At 68.8% G+C, this 19252-nt stretch carries 12 protein-coding genes; 5 read left to right on the forward strand and 7 right to left on the reverse strand.

The window, feature by feature from the left end:
• Nucleotides 1-358 precede the first annotated feature (358 nt).
• Genes ACZ5MC_RS17675 through ACZ5MC_RS17685 form a run of 3 tightly spaced genes read left to right on the forward strand, consistent with a single transcriptional unit; the run spans nt 359 to nt 2649 of the window.
• Nucleotides 359-829, forward strand: coding sequence for a Spy/CpxP family protein refolding chaperone (locus tag ACZ5MC_RS17675; RefSeq protein ID WP_306601804.1), 471 nt, complete (start codon nt 359-361; stop codon nt 827-829).
• A 16-nt stretch (nt 830-845) separates the two neighbouring features.
• Nucleotides 846-1943, forward strand: a complete 1098-nt coding sequence (locus ACZ5MC_RS17680) for a sensor histidine kinase (protein ID WP_306601805.1) — start codon at nt 846-848, stop codon at nt 1941-1943.
• Nucleotides 1936-2649 (forward strand): LytR/AlgR family response regulator transcription factor, encoded by a 714-nt coding sequence (locus ACZ5MC_RS17685; RefSeq protein WP_306601806.1) that lies wholly within the window; start codon nt 1936-1938, stop codon nt 2647-2649. The genes ACZ5MC_RS17680 and ACZ5MC_RS17685 overlap by 8 nt, the downstream gene beginning before the upstream one ends.
• A gap of 33 nt (nt 2650-2682) precedes the next feature.
• Here ACZ5MC_RS17685 and ACZ5MC_RS17690 read toward each other — a convergent pair whose 3' ends face one another.
• From ACZ5MC_RS17690 to ACZ5MC_RS17720, 7 genes are read right to left on the reverse strand one after another with little or no spacing between them, the layout of a single operon-like run.
• The gene (locus tag ACZ5MC_RS17690; protein ID WP_464516393.1) at nt 2683-6075 is read right to left on the reverse strand and encodes a hypothetical protein; all 3393 of its coding nucleotides are present in this window, start codon (nt 6073-6075) and stop codon (nt 2683-2685) included.
• Nucleotides 6072-7037 carry a glycosyl hydrolase family 17 protein gene (locus ACZ5MC_RS17695; protein WP_306601808.1) on the reverse strand — a complete coding sequence of 322 codons (966 nt, stop codon included), beginning with the start codon at nt 7035-7037 and terminating at the stop codon, nt 6072-6074. The genes ACZ5MC_RS17690 and ACZ5MC_RS17695 overlap by 4 nt, the downstream gene beginning before the upstream one ends.
• 7 nt (nt 7038-7044) lie before the next feature.
• A complete protein-coding gene (locus ACZ5MC_RS17700) occupies nt 7045-8502 on the reverse strand; it encodes an MFS transporter (protein WP_464516394.1) in 1458 nt (485 codons plus the stop codon).
• A 13-nt stretch (nt 8503-8515) separates the two neighbouring features.
• The gene (locus tag ACZ5MC_RS17705; RefSeq protein ID WP_306601810.1) at nt 8516-9103 is read right to left on the reverse strand and encodes a hypothetical protein; all 588 of its coding nucleotides are present in this window, start codon (nt 9101-9103) and stop codon (nt 8516-8518) included.
• Between the two features lie 12 nt (nt 9104-9115).
• Nucleotides 9116-12541 (reverse strand): carboxypeptidase regulatory-like domain-containing protein, encoded by a 3426-nt coding sequence (locus ACZ5MC_RS17710; protein ID WP_464516395.1) that lies wholly within the window; start codon nt 12539-12541, stop codon nt 9116-9118.
• Nucleotides 12542-12568: 27 nt separating this feature from the next.
• Nucleotides 12569-13336 carry a hypothetical protein gene (locus ACZ5MC_RS17715; protein WP_464516396.1) on the reverse strand — a complete coding sequence of 256 codons (768 nt, stop codon included), beginning with the start codon at nt 13334-13336 and terminating at the stop codon, nt 12569-12571.
• A gap of 46 nt (nt 13337-13382) precedes the next feature.
• Nucleotides 13383-16838, reverse strand: coding sequence for an Ig-like domain-containing protein (locus ACZ5MC_RS17720; RefSeq protein WP_464516397.1), 3456 nt, complete (start codon nt 16836-16838; stop codon nt 13383-13385).
• A 273-nt stretch (nt 16839-17111) separates the two neighbouring features.
• On the opposite strand from ACZ5MC_RS17720, the gene ACZ5MC_RS17725 reads away from it, so the two are divergent.
• On the forward strand, nt 17112-18290 hold the full coding sequence (locus ACZ5MC_RS17725) for a XylR family transcriptional regulator (RefSeq protein WP_306601814.1): 1179 nt from the start codon (nt 17112-17114) through the stop codon (nt 18288-18290).
• A gap of 115 nt (nt 18291-18405) precedes the next feature.
• Entirely contained in the window at nt 18406-19248 is an 843-nt protein-coding gene (locus tag ACZ5MC_RS17730; protein ID WP_306601815.1) for a glycoside hydrolase family 16 protein, read from the forward strand.
• Nucleotides 19249-19252: the final 4 nt, after the last annotated feature.

The raw sequence follows: 19252 nt of genomic DNA on the forward strand, positions 1-19252 counted from the left end.
AGACTGCCTATGGCCTGCCGGTGGAGATCGGCTCGCGCCCGATCCCCCAGAAATACGTGGGTCGTCATGAGCAGCTGCCCTTCTGGAAGGAACGGGGGGGCTTCCAGCTGGCGGCGCCACTCATGGCGGAAGCCGTCGAGATCAAGCGCGCCTACAACCGAGTCAAGGCCTGCAGGGCAGGACCACCTCCGTCCCGTGCCGAAGGAATTCCGGAAAACAATCCGCATGTCATTCGACCCCCGCTTCGTGTCGTTCGATCCCTCCCCGGTGCATCCCGACCGTCCCGGACAGCCCTCCCGGCCAAAGGCGCCTCCAATGCTGTGGACGGGGCAAGGTTCCCCGGACCCTGGAGGCAACCATGAAGACATCCATCCGAACCCTCATCCTCTGCGCCGGCGCCTTCGCCCTGATGGCCCTGCCCGCCCTGGCCCAGGGCGGACCGGGGTCCTGCCGGCGCGGCGGCGTCTGCGCGAACCTCCCGGGCGTCACGGAAGCCCAGAAGACGGCCTTCGCCGCCCTGGAGGCCAAGCACCGGCCCGACATGGAAGCCAAGAGGAAGGCCGTCCGGGAGGCCCACGACGCCCTCCGGCAGGCCATGGCCAAGCCCGGCGCCGACCTCAAGGCCCTCTTCGACAAGGAGAGCCAGGCCCGCTTCGCCCTCCTGGAAGCGCGCCAGGCCAACCGCATGGAAATGGAGAAGCTCCTCACCCCCGAGCAGAAGGCCCAGTGGGAAAAGCGCTGGAGCGAAGGCCCCGGCATGGGCAGGGGCATGGGTCACGGCAGGGGCATGGGCCGCGGCAATGGTGCCTGTCCCCAGGGCATGCGCTGAACTAGACTGATTCATCATGCAGGCTGAGCACCTTTTCAGGACCACCGTCCACAGGATCCGGCGCCCCCTCACCTGGGGCGCCATCCTTGTGTTCGGCCTTCTCTGGAACCTCACCCGGTGGGCCCTGGGGCCCGGGAGCCTCCCGCTGGACGGGGAGGCCCTGGCGCCCTTCGCCTGGGGCTTCTTCTTCCTGGTGCTCTCCCCCCTGCCCTGGCAGTGGACCGGCACCGCGGACGCCGTGGCCGGGCCGTTCCGGGGTCTCCTCCAGGCCATCCCCTTCAACGCGGCCTGCGCCTTCCTCCTTCTGGTGCTGCTCGGCGCCGGCGCCCCGCCCATGGGCCCGCGCGGAATGGGCCGGGGCATGATGGGCCGGGGCGGCATGGGCATGCACGGGTCCATGGGGGGGGCCCTGCCGCCCAGGCTCCTGATCCTGGCGGCGGCCTACCTCTGCTTCGCCGTCCTCCTCGGGGGCGTCCTGGCCCAGATGGAACGGGCCGAACGCAGCGAGGACCGGGCCGTGAAGGCCGCCGCCCAGGCCCGCCTGAAGGCCCTGCAGAACCAGATGAATCCCCACGTGCTCTTCAACGCCATCAGCGGCGTGGCCGAGATGGTCCGGGAGGACCCCGCCGGCGCCGAGAAGGTGCTGGTGGACCTGGCCGGCCTGCTGCGCCACCTTCTGGACCTGGGCGACCGCGCCTCCCTGGCCCTGGCCCAGGAACGGAAGGTGGTGGAGCAGTACCTGGCCCTGGAGCAGCTCCGCCTGGGCAGGCGCCTCCAGGTCCGGTGGTCCTGGGATCCGGGTCTGGACGCCCGCGAAGTGCCGCCCCTCCTCCTCCAGCCCCTGGTGGAGAACGCCGTCAGGCACGGCATCGGCCCCGAGCGCGCCGGAGGCGAGCTCCACATCAGCCTGCGCCCCTGGGGCCGCGGACTGGAGCTGGAAGTGGCCAACACCGGCCGGCCCCCGGGCGAAGGCGCGCCGGACAGCATCGGCCTGCGCAACCTCAGGGAGCGTCTGGCCCTGCTGGGAGCCGATCCCGCCACCTCCTTCCGGCTCTGGCGGGAAGGCGAGTGGACCCGGGCTGTCATCCAGCTGCCGGGAGGGGACCGTGCCTGAACCGCTCCGCATCGTCGTGGCCGAGGACGAGCCCTACAACCTCAAGCGCCTGGTCCGGCTGCTGAAGGACCAGGGCTGCCAGGTCGTGGCGGAACTGGAGGACGGCCTCGCCGTCATGGAATGGCTGGAAGCCGGCGGCACGGCGGATGCCCTGTTCCTGGACGTGCAGATGCCCGGCCTCACCGGCCTGGAGGTCATGGCCGAAATCCAGGCAGGCCTGCCCGTGGTGCTGGTCACCGCCTTCGCCGAGCACGCCGTGAAGGCCTTCGAGCACGCCGCCCTGGACTACCTCCTGAAGCCCGTCACGGAGGAACGGCTGGCCCTGACCCTCGAGCGCCTGAGGACCGCCCGCCCCCCGAAGCCCCCCTCCGCGGGCCCCTTCCGCTACCCCGTGAAGGCCGGCGAAGGCCTGGTCCTCCTGGAGCTGGCCCGGACCTCCCATTTCGAGTTCAAGGACGGGGCCGTGTGGGCCCACGCCGGGGGCGAGTGGCGCACCCTCTGGAAGACCCTGGCCGAGGCCGAACAGGCCCTGGAGGGCCGCGGCCTGATCCGCGGGCACCGCCACCTCCTCCTGCGCCCCGAGGCGATCCTGGGGGCGAGGAACCTGGATTCGGGGCGCATGCAGGTCAAGCTCGCGGGGGGACTGGACGTGGAGATCAGCCGGGGGGCGGCGCCGGCGCTGAAGAAACGGCTGGGCCTGCCCTAGGCCCGGAACCGGGGTCGAGCACGGCCATGAGAATCACACTCCCAGCACGACCTCGATGCGTTCCACTTCCCCGGTCCGGTCGAAGAGGGCCCGGCTCGTGGAAAGGTCGAGGGACAGCCCGGGGAAGCTCCGGAAGGAACCATCGGCCAGGAGGATCCGCAAGGACGGAGTTCCGGCGCGTTGGGCCACCACGGGGACCTGGCAGAGCGTATAGGCCAGGCAGCCTGCGGGCAGACCCAAGGTGCGGGACCGGCCCTCCAGATCGAAATACCGGAAGACCGCGGGGCGAGTCAGGAATTCCCCCTCCGGCATCCACGCGGGGTGGAAGACGATGCGCCCCGCCTCCACCTGCACCCCCAGGTCGCCGAAGCGGGACAGGAAGTCCTCCTTCACCTGGCCGGTCATGCCGGGCTGCTGCGCCCCGCCCTGGGCCGGAGTGTGGGAGTAGGGGTCGATGGGGATCGCGCCCACCTGGGCGGGGCTCCGGTGCACGCCCAGGCCTTCCCGGATCTCCCGGCAGTGGCGCTGGAGGCGGGGGAAGGCGGGATCGTCCGGGGACGTGGCGCGCCGGGCCTCGTCGGCGGCCAGGAGGAGCTTGGCCACCATGTGCCAGTATACGCAGCCCAGGCCCTCGTACTTGTAGAAGGTTCCGGACCTGCCGGTGAAGGACTGGTGGTCGAAGACCGTCTCGTAGAGGGCCAGCACCTCCTCGCGGCCGGGACCGTCCCAGGCCAGGGCGCCCAGGGCCGCCTCCAGTTCGCGCCGGCTGCGGAAGCCGGCGTTGAAGTGCACCCTGCCCTTCACGTCCCGGGCCACGATGGCGGTGTCGCCGGACTCGAGCAGGGCCCCCAGCAGGGGGATCCGGGCGGGAGCGTCCGGGGGGAGGATGTTCTTCTCCAGGAAGCGCGGCAGCTCGCGGTCGGGATAGAGCAGGTAGCTGTCCACGTCCTCCCGGCGCAGGGGACTGCGGCGCAGGGCGTCCAGGAGGCCGGCGGCCTCGTCCGGCGACAGCACCCCGGCGCCCAGGGCGGCCACCTGCCCTTCGAGCATCGGCTGCAGGCGCCGGATGGCGATGCCGTCCACCTCCAGCCGCATGAGGTTGTAGGCGTGGTAGAGGCCGTCGTCCCTGCGGTTGGCGCGGATGGCGTGGTCGAGGTGGCCCAGGGCCGCCGCGAAGAAGGACCGCAGGCGCGCCGCTGAGACCGGGGCGAGGAGGCCGGAGCGTCCGCGGGCGTAGAGGCCTTCCCGGTAGTCCGAGGCGGCGCGGCCCAGGGCGTCCAGCATGCGCCTGCGGCCGGGGACGGTGTCGGCCGCCTCCGGGGCGGTCCCTTCCAGGGCCGTGGCGACGCCGCCGAACCACCCCGCCACCTCCAGGGCCACCGGGGCGTCGCCGGCCAGGAGTCCGCCGCAGAAGGCCAGGAACCGGCGCAGGTGGCACAGGGTGACCATGGAGACGCCGTAGCCCACCAGGGCGTTGTTGGCGTCGTTCCACTCGGGCCGCTGGGTGTTCATCCAGATGCCGGCGCCGGGGATGAGGTTGGAAAGCTTGGCCAGGGCCACAACCAGGAGCTTTTCGGCCAGGCCCGCCCGCACCGGGCCGTCCGGTCCCGCCAGGAGCTGCCCGTCGGCGCCCAGGGCCGCGGCCCGGGCCAGGATGGCACGGTGGGCCCCGGCGTCGAAGTCGATGGTCCGGTGGGGGTCGGCCAGCAGGTCCTCGTAGGGCTTGATGCGGTAGGGCACGTCGAGGTACCCGAAGACCCGCCTGTGCAGCAGCGGGGACAGGGCGCCGGGGAAGGTGCGCTCGGAGGCCTCCAGGAGCCGCAGGAGGTAGACCACCTGGTGGTCCCCCCAGTAGCCGATGAAGGACCAGGGATCGTGGGGGTCGTGGGTCTCCCACTCGAAGCCCTCCCGCAGGACGCGGTAGGGATTGTGCCCGTCGGCGGTGGAGCCGGCCAGGAACTTGGCGATCATGGCCTCCAGGAAGGTGGGGTAGCTGAAGGCCAGCGCCTCCCAGTTCTGGAAGATGTCCCGCCAGTTGCCCTGGTAGTTGTAGAGCTGGGAGCCGCCGGGCTCGCGCACCTGGATGGAGAAGATGTTCCAGGGGCGGCTGGGGTCCCCGTGGCGGCGGCTGAAGGTCAGCGGCAGGTACTCCCGGCCCAGGCGTTCCAGGTCGGGGTCCCCGCAGGCCTCCAGGGCCGCGAGGAAGTCCCGGCGCCCGGGAGCCTCCTCCAGGGCTGCCAGGACGTCCTGATTGCGCGCGGCCACCTCGCGGTTGGACGCGGCCAGGAAGCGCCGGAAGTCGTCCCGGGGGATGCGGGTGCCCAGCCCGGGCATCCCGCCCCGCATGATGTTGAACAGGGTGTTGGAGAAGTGGCGGCTGGCGCTGCGCTCGTCCTCGCCGGCCTGGAGCCCGTCGGCGCCGGCCACCCGGCGCAGGAGGCCCTCGGTGCCGCGCTCCACGTCCTCCAGGAGCTGCGCGCGCAGGTCCCCGCCCCCGGCCAGGAGTGCCTCCAGGGCCACCACCGCCGGTGCGTCCAGGGCCAGGTCGGCCACCACGAACCACTCGCGGCAGGTCCCGGGCTCGAGGGCCAGGGCGGCGTTCACCAGGTAGGCGCCGCGGCGCCCGCACACGTCCGTCTCCTCCACGAGGGCTTCCCCCCTGCGGAAGGCGGCGAGCTGGACGGTGGAGAGGAGCCGCACCGGGGCTTCCAGCCCCAGGCTCCAGGCGGTGTTCACCCGCAGGGCCTCGCTGGGTTCGGGGCGGTCGGCGGGGATGGAGCTCAGGCGGAAGAGGGCCAGGCCCGTTCCGGGCAGGAGCTCGGTGCGCTTGTAGCCGTCCACCAAAGTGCTGAACTCCAACTGGAAGCGCCAGCCGATCTGCGCGGGCAGGACGTTCTGGATTCCGTCCAGGATGTCGGCCTCAACCCGCGCGGAGCCGAGGTTCACCAGTTCGGACCGGCGCACGAAGCCGAAGCGGTGGCTGGTCATCCAGCACACCCGGAAGGCCAGGCCCAGGTCCTCGTTGGTCTCCTCGAAGACGATGCGGTCGCCGTGGACGCTCTTGAGCAGGTCGCGGCGGATGCGGTAGAGGCCCTGGTGGCGGTCGGAGAACGGCTCCCACAGGCAGGTGCGCCCGTCCCGCGCCACCCGCACGACGGTCCTGCTTCCGGTGTGCTCCAGGCTGTCGTGGATGCGGTCGTCGGCGTGGTAGGGGAACAGGGCGTGGTCCGGATCGCGCCGGCCGGCGGTGAGCGCGCCGTTGCTGGACACGAACAGCCAGTGGTCGGAATCGCTCACCACGCTCATGAAGAACGGGGGCATCCCGTCCAGGCCGGAGACGCGGAACCAGCGCCCGCCGTCAAGGTCCACGATGCCGCCGCCCACTTCCGGGGCCGCGGGCTGAAGGGGGACGCAGGCGCCGGTCATGGCCGCTCCCCGTAGCTCGGCGAGGTGGGCCCCGCGGGGCGCAGCTCGGGGAACCAGCCCAGGACCGCCGGCTTGGCCTTGCGGTCCACCGAGAACAGGCCCCAGTGGCCTTCCGTCCCCGCGCCCTTCCAGGGCTCGTCGAAGGCCTCGAAGATGAAGGTGGTCACGCCCATGGACTTCGCCCAGGCGCTCATCTCCTCGAAGTAGCGCTTCTGCTTGGCCTCGCTGCCGGCCCTGGGCGCGTGCTGCGGGCCCTGGGTGAAGGTGGCCCAGCCCACCTCCCCGAAGACGATGGTCTTCCCGGGATGGACGCGCCGCACTTCCGCGAACTTCTCCAGGGTCGTGGCGAAGGCCTCGTCGATGTCCTGGTTCCCCCACAGGGGGTAGCTGTGCAGGGTGATGAAGTCCAGGTGCTCCGCCAGGCGGTTGCCGGCCTTGGCCCAGTACAGGAAGTCGTCCGCCACGGTGACCCGGCAGGCCACCCCGGCCTTCACGCGCTTCACGAAGGCGATCACCACCGGTTCGGTGAGCTTGTGGTCCGACCAGTCCACCAGGGCCTCGTTGCCCACGCTCACGGCCACGACGACGTCCTTGTAGGCGTTGGCCAGCCGGATGCCCTCGGCGACCTGGCGCTCGTTCTCGGGGGCCTTGCCGGGCTTGCCGCTGAGCCACATGCCCAGCATGACCCGCAGGCCCAGCTTGTGGGCCCGGATGGCCTCCAGCACGTCGGCGGCGTGGCGGTCGGAGCCGTAGAGGCGGATGACCTTCCACCTGCGGTCGAGGATGCGCAGGTCCTCCAGGACCTGGGCGGGGGAGGGATAGAGACCCTTGTCGGGATCCTGGCCTTCCCGGTATCCGGAATAGCACACCGCGTTCCCCCACCAGGCCTGGCGGGCCAGGTCGGGTTCGGCGGCGCACAGGCGCGCGGATAGGGCGAGGCACAGACAGAGGAAATAACGCATTCGCATCTCAGGCTTGGGGCTTGCGGTCCTTGAGGTCCTTCTCGATCCGGACCATCATCCGGTCGTCGAGGGGGTAGAGCTTCATGAGCAGGGCGGAAACGATCAGCAGCGCCCCGGGGAAGAGGCTCATGGAGAGCCGGATGCCCACCAGGGAGCGGGCCGTCTGGTCCACGTTGGCCACGTATCCGAACCAGGTGAGGAGGATGCCCGTGATCCACGCGCCCACGGCCAGGCCGATCTTCGTGCCGAAGATGGCCGAGGCGAAGACGAGTCCGGTGTTGCGCCGGCCCGAGCGCCATTCCGCGTCGTCGGCGGTGTCGGCGAACATGGCCCACAGCAGGGGGGAGTTGAACCCGATCACGAAGCTGGAAAGAATCTGGAGGGCGAACATCAGGGCGACGTCCCCGGGCCCGGCGAACCAGAACCCCAGGACGATCGCGCCGCCCAGGCCGATGGCCGCCATGAAGATGACCTTCTTGTCGAACCTCCGGGCCACGGGCGGGGCCAGCATCACCGCGGCCAGGAAGGCCAGGGCGTTGCTCACCAGGAAGGGCCCCAGCAAATCGTTGCGGTGCACGTAGTACTTGAAGTAGTAGGCCGAGACCGAGCCTTTGAGGACGAACGCGCTGATCATGGCCACGGCCACCACGATCATCACCACGAAGGCGCGGCTGCCCATGAGGGCCTTGAAGTCCCCCTTGAGGTCCGCGGCCTGGTCGGCCGGGGGCGCCACCCGCTCGCGGGTGGCCAGGAAGCACAGCGCGAACAGCGCCACCGCGATGACCCCGTAGAGGGCCATGGTCAGCTGCCATCCCTTGGCCAGATCGGCCGGCAGGGCCAGGAATTCCTTGGAGAGGAACCAGCGGATCCATTCGCCGGGGTGGGCCAGCAGGCTGTGCTGGGCCCGAAGGGCGGGCGCCATTCCGAACCACTGGGCGAGGCTGGGGGTGCAGTACTGCACCAGCACCGCCACCGAGAAGGCGCCCACGAACCGGAACGAGGCCAGGGAGGTGCGTTCCTTGCTGTTGGGCGTCATCACCCCCATGAGCGCGCTGTAGGGGATGTTCACGGCCGTGTAGAGAAGCATCAGGAGGCAGTAGGTGACGTAGGCGTACACCACCTTGGCGCCGTGCCCCATGGCGGGCGTGGTGAACGTCAGCACCCCCGCGGCCGCCAGGGGCAGGCCGAACCAGACCAGGTAGGGGCGGAAGTGCCCCCACCGGGTGCGGGTCCGGTCCGCGATGGTGCCCATGATGGGATCGGCGATGGCGTCCACCACCCGGGTCACCAGCATCATGGTGCCCACCGTCCCGGCCGGGATGCCGAAGACGTCGGTGTAGAAGAAGATGATGAAGAACTCGAAGGTCTTCCAGTAGAAGTTGGAGCCTGCGTCGCCGAGGGCGTAGCCGGCCTTCTCGGCGAATCCGAGGCGGCCGGCTTCTTCGGTCTGGGGGGTCGTGGTCACGAGGACTCCGGAATCAGAACTGGTAGCGGGCGCCGAGCTGCAGCCAGGCGGGGTTGATGGCCCCCTGGCGGATCAGGACGTCGTTGCGCTGGCGTCCGGCGAGTTCCGTGGCCTGGAGGAGGGCCTCCAGGGTGACCCGGGGCGTAAGGGCGTATTCCGCCCCCACGCGCAGGCCGCCCTTGAGCCCCTTGCAGTCGTGGAACGGGAAATGGTGCTCGGCGTCGAAGATGGACTGGCTCTCGTCGCCCTTGAACTTCGCGGTGTAGCTGTTCAGCGACAGCCCGAAGATCCCCCGCAGCTTCGGGGTGCCGGTGTCGAAGAGGATGTCCCCGGAGAGCTGGGCCAGGGTCAGGGACGTCGTGAGGCCGTTCTTCGCCTTGCCGGGCATCGTCCCCAGGTTCAGGGATACCCGGGCCGGAATGTCGGTCCTGGCCAGGGTGGTCTCCCAGCCCGCGTTGATCATGAAGCCGGTGGTGCTGTTCACGGCCTTCTTGTAGCTGTCGAGGCCCAGGATCAGGCCGCCGCCGGCGGAGAAGCCGGGGTGGCCTGCGGCCAGGGGAAGCGCCAGGAGGCCCATCAGGATGGTGCGGAGGTGGTTCATGGCATTCTCCAATTAGAACTTGAGCCCGATGCTGAAATCGCCGACCTTCCGCCCGCCGTAGCCCTGGTTGTAGTCGCCGTACTTGGCGCCCAGGTCCCCGGGGGTCTGGCCGTAGAAGCGGTTCCCGTTGAACAGGGCCATGGGGCTGCCCGCGGCCACGTTGTTGGTGGCGCTGGGGGAATCCCCCGTGAAGTAGCCGTAGACGTTGGTCATGACGAAGTGGTTGAAGATGTTGTCGATCGACACGAAGCCTATCAGGCGGACCTTGCCCAGGCCCAGGGGGATGTCCCACTGGACCTTCGCGCCGACCTGGTAGTAGTCCACGCCGGTCTTGAAGGCGCCCATGTCCCCGTAGTAGGTCGGGAAGAAGGTCTGCCAGTTCGCGGTGCGCTGGTCCACGTCGATCACGCGCTCGCCGTTGATGGACCCGGGCAGCTGCAGGGCGGAGAAGCCCGACAGGGTCCGGTAGTCGGTCCAGCCCTGGGCCTGGATGACCCCGCCGGTCCAGGCGTCGGCCTTCACGGAGAAGGACACGTTGCCCTTGCCCACGGGGTGGGCGTAGGTCAGGAACACGTGGGCGATCTGGTTGCGGCTGAGCAGGCCCTTGCCCACGGCGCGCTCCTGCTGCTCGGGGGTCAGCAGCTTCTCCCGCAGGTTCTTGTAGTTGTAGTAGTCCAGGTCGTTGGTGCCCGTGGACTGGTCGTAGGTGTAGGACCCGATCAGGCTCCAGCGGGAGCTGAGCTGCTTCTGGAAGGCGATCTCCAGGCCGGTGTAGACCCGGTCGAACCTGGAGTTGAGCCAGGAGGTCTTCTGCTTCCACATGCGCAGGGGATCGTTGGGGTCCGGGCTGGTCATGTGGACCATGGAATCCATGCCGTAGTCATGGATGGAACTGACGATGTTGTCCTTGTACACGCGCCGGATGACGTTGGCCTTGAAGTAGCCGGACTCGTAGTTGCGCTGGTAGCCCACGCTGAACTCGTAGGCGTAGGGGGCGCGCAGCCCCTTGGCGAGGTAGGTCTGCCGCGCGTCCAGCATGTCGTAGGCGGGGCCGTAGTTCCTGGGGTCGATGAGCGTGTCGTAGTCCACGAAGCGCACGCCGTTCATGTTCTGGCCGGTGTACGTGTAGCCGTTGTGCGTGCCGGTGGGGGCGTCGCCCAGGGCGCCGTTGGTGTCGAAGCCGGGCTGGCCCCCGTCCAGGTTCGCGCCGTTCCACAGGTGGACGGTGCGCACTTCCCAGGCGTTGCCGCGGAAGTTGTTGGCCACCGCGTCCGAATAGGCCGAGGCCAGCTTGGCGGCCGACAGAGACCAGATCTCCCGGTTGTTGCCGTCGGGGTTGAACTTCAGGAGCAGGCGCGGCTCGAACACGCTCATGTCGTCCAGGCGGTTGCCGCCCTGGTCCTGCATGGTGAGCTTGTTGTACCGCGCGCCGGCCATGACGTTCAGGAAGCTGTTGACGGTCCAGTTGTCGTTCACGTAGACCGAGGTGGTCCGGTTCTTGGAGTCGCCCGGGTTGTCGTAGAACTTCTCCATGTGGGCGCTGGGGCCGCGGATGGCCTCCCAGTGGAGGAAGGGGGCCTGGGTCCCGAGGCCGTTGGGCATGTTCGCCCAGGCGTTCCAGCCGTTGGCCACCGGGTTCTCGCCGGGGCCGACCTGGAGGATCTCGGTGGGATCCGAGCCCGCTTCGCCGCGGTGGAAGGTGGGATAGAGGTACTTGCCCGTGGCGGAATCGCGGTACCAGCCGCCCGTGAACACGCCCCGGTTGCCGTACTTGGACCGGCCGAAATTGTAGAGCGTGGCCACGCTCTCGGCGCCCATGTCGATGTCGTGGCTGCCCAGGTAGGCCTGAAGCGTCTTGACGTTGATCGACCACGTGCTGTTGCCCTTCTTGAGGGGGCTGATGTCGTAGGTGGACATGTTGGTGAGCAGCGGTCCGTAGTCGTAGCTGTCGGGGCTTCCCAGCCAGGAGTGCGGGCCACTCTCGCCCCGCAGGACCATGGCGGGATCGGGGCTGGCGAAGTACCCGGAGACCGACACGCCGGGGTTGGGGTTCTTGACGTCGTTGAAGGTGTTGGCCGCGTAGGTGGTGCGGGCCTCGATGGACCAGTTGGGGGCCAGCATGCCGTTCCAGCCGAGGGTCCAGGCCTTGGTCTCGGTGACCATGTCGCCGATGCCGCGCATGATGTTGCCTTCCCAGGGATCGGTGTTCCGCTGGCCCTGGACGCCGCCCTGCGTGGTCTTCTCCGTGAGGAAGGTGGCGCTGAGGGAGTGGTTGGTGGTGAGGAGGCCCGTCAGCTTGCCTTCGAACTTCTGGAACCTGATCGAGGAGCTCAGCTTGGTTCCGGCGTCCTCGGCGGTGTTGCCGTAGCTGCCGCCGGGACCGGTGTTGACGACGTTGTCCACGTTCGCATTGAGGCCGAAGGTGGACATGGGGCGCAGCAGGCTCTGCACCTGGCTCCAGGGGATGTTGGGCTGGCCGGCCTTGAGGCCCACCACGGTGTAGCCCAGCAGGCCCGAGGTGGCCTGGCTGGGGGTGACCCGGGTGCCGAGGGTGAACCAGAGGCGGTCCTTGATGAGGGGCCCGCTGAAGGTGAAGTCGGTGGTGTGGGTCAGGTCCTCGCGCAGGAGGTTGGAGTTGTTGTTGGCGTTGGTGAGCGGGAAGTCCGCGGCCATGGAGGCCCGGCTCATGTTGGCCCGCAGCGTGCCCTCGAAGGTGTTGGAGCCGGTCTTCGTGACGATGTTCACCTGGCCGCCGCTGACGAGGCCGTTCCTTGCGTTCAGGCCCGAGGTCACCACCTGCACGTCCTCGATGCTGTCGGGCAGGGGCGCGTAGAGGGACGAGTAGGTGCCCGTGTCGTCCTTCACGTTGATGCCGTCGATGCTGTAGAGGATCTGGTTCATGTCCGAGCCGCGCACCCGGGCATCCTTGCCGTAGCCGGTCACGCCCGGGGCGATGTTGGTGATGGAGTCGAAGCCCTGCATGGAGACGGGCATCTTGAGCAGCTGGTCGGCGGAATAGTTGACCGCGATCTTGTCGCTGGTCTTGGCCTCCGCGGCCGAGGAGGTGGCCACCACCTCCACGATGGCCGAGGCCGCCTGGACCGCCTTCAGGGAGAAGTTGAGGGTCTGGTTGGAGCCCAGGCCCACCCGGACGTTGGTGGCGGTGCGGCCGATCATGCCGGTGGCGCTCACCTTGACGGTGTAGTTGCCAACGGGCAGGAGGAGGGCGTGGTACTCGCCCTTGGCGTCCGTCGTGAACACCTTGGTCTGGAACAGGGCCGGGCTTTCCAGGGCGACCCGGGCGCCCCGGAGGGGCTTGCCCGCGGCATCGGTGAGGATGCCGCTCAGGGCGCCGGTGGTGGTCTGGGCCATCAGGCCCGCGCCCCCGGTGAGCATCACCGCGACGCTGGAGCGAAACAGCAAATTGCGCATGGTCATCTGAGTCTCCGCGATTCTCTGGGGGGCCTAGAAATGGAACACATAGGCGACTTCGGCGTGGGGCACCATCCGGTTGCGGGTGGCCAGCGCGTCCATGGGCCAGGAGGCGCCGGAGGCCGAGCGGCGCCCCGGCGCGCCCGTGTCGTAGGCCGAAGCCGTGCCCACGTAGTGGTGGTATTCCATGGCCGTGTAGCTCAGGAGCACGACATTGAACTCCACGCTGGAGTCCTTGTCGGCCCTCCAGGTCACGCCGGCGTAGGGGGAGGGCACGTACTTGGCCTTCCGTTCCGAGGCCAGGTAGAAGTCCCGCCAGGCCTTGGCGCCCGAGGCCACGTCCCAGGGGGCGCTCTGGGCGTCGCCCACGTACTGGTGCTTGAAGCTGCCGCCGAACTGCAGCCCCGCCTGCCAGCGCCAGGCGGCGTTCAGCGGCTGGCTGTACGAGGCCCGGACGGTGAGCCCCGCGAACTCGTTGCGCTTGGACTCCACCGCCTTGGCGGGGTTCATGGGCAGCAGGGCCGGGTCCAGCCGTGAGTCGTCCGGCGTGGTGAAGTAGTCGTCGCCGGTCTTGTAGATGTAGCCGAGCTCCAGGCCGACGATGCCGCGGCCCACACCGTAGCCCACGTTGAAGCCCAGGCCGCTGTAGGGCGCGCGCAGGTGATCCTTCTGGCTGCCGGCCACGGCGAGCCGGAACTTGAAGCTCTTGGAGAAGCCGGTATCCTGGGCGCGCAAGGGGGCCAGCGCGCCGCAGAGGCACAGGGCCAAACCCCCGCGAACCAGGTTATTTGCTCCAGTCATGACGTCCTCCGAATGGGGAAATGTCCTTGAATGTCTTGGCAAAGGGTCAGGGCAGGAAGGCCAGGTCGTCGAGGTAGGTGACGGCGCCGGTGCCGGCGGAACCGAAGCCGGGGAAGATCGAGACCTTGTCGTAGGTCTTCGTCACGTCGAAGAGCCCCGTGAAATTGAAGGTGAGGGTCTCCCAGGCGTTGGCCAGGGTGGTGGTCGCCTGCTTCTCGCAGGAGATCGTGCCGTTGCCCTGGTCCTCGACCTTGAGGAGCACCGGGGTGCCCGCGGCCGGGGAGTACACCCGCAGGGTGAACGTGTTGAGTCCGGCGGCGGAGAAGGGGATCCGGCCGATGGAGAAGTTGGCTCCGGTGGAGACGGTCACGCCAGCCCAGGTCTGGGCGCCGGCGATCTTGGTGACCTTCACGGCCTGGTTGGCGCCGCCCGCGGGATCCGGGGCGACGGAGGCGCCTTCGTCGCCGCCGAAGCCGGCGAGGGCGTAGGTGACCAGGAAGTTGTCGAAGCTGACCGGCCCCTCGAAGGCGTCGAAGGTGACGTCGTCGAAGTAGTAGGTCTTGCCGGTGCCGGCATTGCCGAAATCGAAGAAGATCGAGATCTTGTTGTAGACGGTGCCGGCGTTCAGCGCGGCGGTGCCGCTGGACGGATTGGCGTAGTCGAACACCAGGGTCTCCCAGGCGTTGGCCACGGTGGTGGTGGCGTCGGTCTCGCAGGAGAGGGTGCCGTCACTTGCGTTCTCGACCTTCAGCTTGACCTTGACGCCCGCGTCGGGGGAGTAGGTGCGCACCAGGAGGCGGGTGGACCCGTGGCCCAGGGGGATGCGGGAGACGGCCAGGTTGGAGGAGCCCAGGGCGAAGGTGGCCCCTGCCCAGGTCTGCGCGCCGGCGGCCTTGACGACCTTGACGGCCTTGTTGGAGCTGACAGCGGGGTCGGTGGCCACCGAGGCGTCCTCGGAGCCGCCGAAGCCGGCCAGGGTGTAGGCGATGGCGGGGTCGTCCAAGGTGATCGTGGTGAAGTGGTCGAAGGCCACGTCATCGAAGTAGTAGGTCTTCTCGGCGGTAAGGGCGGTGCCGCCGGCGCCATACATGAAGTTGAAGAAGATCGACGCCTTGTCGTAGGTCTTGGTGAAGTCCAGGGCGGCGGTGCCGCTGGCGGGGGTGGCGAAGTCGAAGGTGAGGGTCTCCCAGGCGTTGGCGACCGTGGTGTTCACCTCGGCCTCGCAGCTGATGGTGCCGTTGGCGTGATCCTCGACCTTGAGGCGAACCGGGGTGCCGGCGTCGGGGGAATAGACCCGGACCGTGATGCGGGTGTGGGCGGCGTCGAAGGGGATCCCGTGCAGGAAGCCCAGGGTGCCGTTGGCCGAAAGGGTGGTCCCGCCCCAGAACTGGGCGGAGGTGGGCTTGACGACCTTGGCGACCTTGTTGGCCGCGGTGACGGGATCGGCCGCCAGGGCCGAGGTCACGCCTCCGAAGTCCGTGAAGCCGTAGGCCACGTTGCCAGCGTCGAAGGTGACCAGGGGCAGGTCCATCTGGCGCATGATGACCCGGGTGTCGAAGTCCTGGCTCCGGGTGGCGGCCACGGCGCCCGCGTTGCCCGCGGCGTCGGCATAGGTTCCGGCCGGGACGTTCACCGTGATGGTGCCGGCGGTGGTGGCGGGCGGGGTCACGGTGAGGGTGTAGGTGGTGCCGTTGACCTTGGTGAGGGTGCCGGCGGTGCCGCCGGTGGTGGTGATGGACGACGCCAGGAAGCTGGTGCCCACATCCTCGCTGAAGGTGAAGGAGAAGGTGACGGGGCCGTAGGCCACGGGCGCCGCGGCGTCGTCGGTGATGGCGAGGGTCGGCGCCACGGTGTCGATGAAGGGGGAGTTGTGGAAGTAGACGTTGTCCACGTAGACGGTGCCCGTGCCCGAGGGGGTGGCGCCGATGAACAGGAGCTGGGCCAGGTGCTTGCGGCTGGCCAGGTTGCCGAAGTTGGCGAGGGGGATGTCCAGGCCCACCCACTGCTTGGTGGCGCTGAGGGCCGGGGTGGTGGTGGCGTTCACGGCCACTTCGGACTCCGAGTCGTCGCCGCCGGCATAGATGGTGTTGGCGCCGAAGTCCACCAGCTTGACGTGGAAGTCGGTGATGTCGGGGGTCCACACGTCCACGTGGAGGTAGGTCATGCCGGTGGCGTCGACGGTGTTGCCGGCGGCGTAGAACTCCACCCCCACGTAGGCGAGGCTGGTGTACTTCTTCACGTCGTCACCGCCGACGGTGAGGCTGGTGAGGTTCGGTCCGGCGTTGCCGTTGGACCAGCTGGTGCCCCAGGTGTCCACGGCGATGTTGGTGTAGGCCTTGGACAGCAGGGAGATGACCTTGGAGGGGTCCACGGTGGGACGGGGCGGGGCCACGGTGGGCACGATCGGGGTGATGACGGTGACGGTGCCGGAACCGGGCACGGCCAGGCCGCCCAGGGTGGCGGTGATCTCCGACGTGCCCAGGGTCAGGCCCGAGACCAGGCCGGTGCCGTCCACGGTGGCCACGGTGGTGGTGGCCGAGGCCAGGTCGAACCAGCGCAGGCTCGCGTTGCTCACGGTCACGGCGGGGGTGGCGTAGGTGATGGCGCCGGTCAGTCCCAGGGACCTGGACTTGGAGATCTCGACGCTGGTGGGGGCCCAGGCGATGGTGGCGCCGGTGGGGGCGGCCAGCTCGGCCGCGGGCAGGTTCTCGTAGCGGATGTCGTCGATCCAGATGCTATAGGCGCCCTCGTCGGCCCCTTCGGCGAAGTGGAAGAGCCCGGTGGTGGCGGTGAGCTTGGCCTTGTTGGGCAGCGGAATGATCTGCTTGACCCAGTCCGTGGTGAGGGGGATGTTGGCCACTTCGGCGGCCCAGTCGGAGTTGCCGCCGTCGTTGCCCAGGCCCGCGACGTTCAGGGTCGCGGCCTTGCTGGCCTTGACCCAGAAGGTGACGGCGTTGTACAGGGAGAGGTTCTGGGCCGCGCCGGCCTTGAGGGCGCCGCCCGTGTAGCCCGAGGCGGGCACGTCGATGCGCAGGGAGGCCGCGCCGGCGTGCTTCTCGGCGGCATCGGCCGCCAGGGAATTGGCGGACCCGCCGAAGGGAACGAAGGTCACGTTCTTGGGGTAGGCGTCCGTGAACACCGGGTAGAAGGCCGGCGCCACGTCGATCACGGCGTCGGCGCTCTTGTCGCCGATGACCGCCGAGACGACGCTGGTGCCCGCGCCCACCGCCGTGATCCGGCCGGAGGCGCTTATGGAGGCCACGGTGGGGGCGGCGGCCACGAAGGCGGCGCCTGAGGTCACCGTCGCCGTGGAGCCGTCGCTGTAGTGGGCGGTCACCCCAAGCTGGGCGGTCTCCCCGGGGAACAGGGCCACGTGCGTCGGGGCCACGGAGAGGTAGGTGAGGTCACGGCCCCCCTTGTTGGAGCTGGAGCAGGCCAGCAGCCAGATCAGGGGCATCAACGCCAGCAGCGCGAAGCTAGCCCGGAGTCGTGGGGTGAACATGATATCTCCTTTTTTTAGAAGAATTAAGTGCGTCAAGACAGACATGGAGGGAGGTCCCCCCGTGGCGGGTGCAGGACCCGAGCACGGGAACCGGAAGTGCAGACCAACTCAAAGAGGACTCGAGAAGGTTGCGTTATAAAAAATCATAAGTAAATGGTCTTTTTTTATTTTTCGAGATAAGCTTTCGGAAACCTGCACAGCCCCCGTTTGCCGTTGGATTCTGGGCTTTGCCGGCCCTTTCCCCACACCAGCCGAGGCAAGAAAGGACATCCGATGGCCAGGATCCGCCACATTGCCCTCCTCGTTCCCGCCTCCGGCGGCTACAGCCGGGGCATCTGCCGGGGCGTGGCCACCTACGCCCTGGAGCAGGAGGACTGGCTGATCTTCCCGTACGAGCGGGCGGAGTTCATGAAACTCCCCCACTGGCTCAAGAAGGGCCACATCGACGGCATCATCGGCTTCATCTCCACCCCCGACCTGGGCCGGCAGATGAAATCCCTCGGGGTGCCCATCGTGGACGTGCAGGGGGAGGGCAACTGCCCCGACTACCCCTGGATCGACACGGATCCCGGCGTCGTGGCCAGCCTGGCCGACGACTTCTTCGCCAAGGCCGGCTTCAACAACTTCGCCTACTGCGGCTACCCCGGCGTGTTCTTCTCCGACCGCCGCTCCGAGGCCTTCACGGCCCTGGTGCGGGACCGGGGGCTGAACCCCCACGTGTACGAGCCGCCACCCAAGGTCTCCAATGCCATCCGCCAGCAGTTCCGCGAGATGCGCGGCCTCGAATACGAGCCGAACCTGGCGGCCTGGCTGGTTCGCCTGCCCAAGCCCGTGGCCATCCTGGCCTGCAACGACACCCGGGGCCAGCAGCTCATCACCGCCTGCAGGGACCTGGGCATCTCCATGCCCGGGGACGTATCCGTCATGGGCGTGGACAACGACGAGATCCTCTGCCGCCTCTGCCGGCCCACCCTCACCAGCATCGCCCCGGACACGGAGGGCATCGGCCAGCTGGCGGGCCGGCTCCTCTCCAGCATCCTGGACGGCGACAAGGTGGAGGCCCGGCTGTACAAGCAGCCGCCCCTCCGGGTCGTGGAACGCGGCTCCACGGATGTGACCACCGCCGAGAACCCCCTGGTGCTCGCCGCCTCCCGCGTGATCCGGGACCGCGCCTGCCGGGGCATCTCGGTGGAGCAGGTGTGCGAACTGGCCGGGTGCTCCCGGTCCACCCTCGACAGCCTGTTCCGGAGGAACCTCGGCCGCTCCATCGCGGGCGAAATGGTGCGGGTGCGCCTGGGCAATGCCATGCGCCTCCTGGAGAACACCCCCTCCACCCTGGAGGAGATCGCCGAGGCCTGCGGCTTCCAGTCGGCCACCTACTTCTGCCGGTTCTTCAAGCGGGAGAGCGGGACCACCCCCACCCAGTACCGGGCCGCCCACGCCCCGCGCTGACCCGCCACGGAAAATGAACACCCGTTACGAAATAAGACTATAGGATAACCCTCTTTCGCTTGGCACTCTGGTTCCGATTCCCCGCCAGTCCTGTCCCCCGCATGGAGCTCCCCCCATGAAGATCCCCGCCGCCCTGCCCTTCGCCCTCGCGACCCTCCTGCTGGGCTGCGGCGGAGGCTCGTCCTCCAACGACCACCCCAACCCCAACCCCTCCGGCTCCTGGGTGCTCAGCTGGAGCGACGAGTTCGGCGGGGCCGACGGAAGCGCCCCCGACGCCGCCAAGTGGGGCTTCGACCTGGGCGGCGGCGGCTGGGGCAACAACGAGCTGGAGACCTACACCAGCCGCGCCGTGAACGCGCAGATCCAGGGCGGCGACCTGGTGATCACCGCCCAGCCCGAGAGCTACACCGGCACCGACGGCATCACCCGGAACTACACCTCCGCCCGGCTCAAGACCCAGGGCCTGTTCTCCCAGACCGGCGGCCGCTTCGAGGCGCGCATCAAGGCCCCCACGGGCCAGGGCATCTGGCCCGCCTTCTGGATGCTGGGCACCGACGTGTCCTCCAGCGGCTGGCCCAACTGCGGCGAGATCGACATCATGGAGGCCGTGGGCAGCCAGCCTTCGACGGCCTGGAGCACCCTGCACGGCCCCGGCTATTCCGGCGCCAACGGCCTTTCCGCCAGCAAGTCCCTAGCTTCCGGCAAACTGTCGGACGACTACCACATCTATGCCCTGGAATGGGAAGGCACCGAGATCCGCTTCTACCTGGACGGCGTGCTCTTCTCCACCCGCTCCGCCGCCAACCTCCCCACCGGCGGCCTGTGGGTCTTCGACCACCCGTTCTTCATCATCCTGAACGTCGCCGTGGGCGGCAACTGGCCCGGGAGCCCCACCGGCTCCACCCCCTGGCCCCAGAAGATGTACGTGGACTACGTGCGGGTCTACCGCCGCTCCTAGGAGG

The organism is Mesoterricola sp. JemC181 (assembly GCF_055384585.1).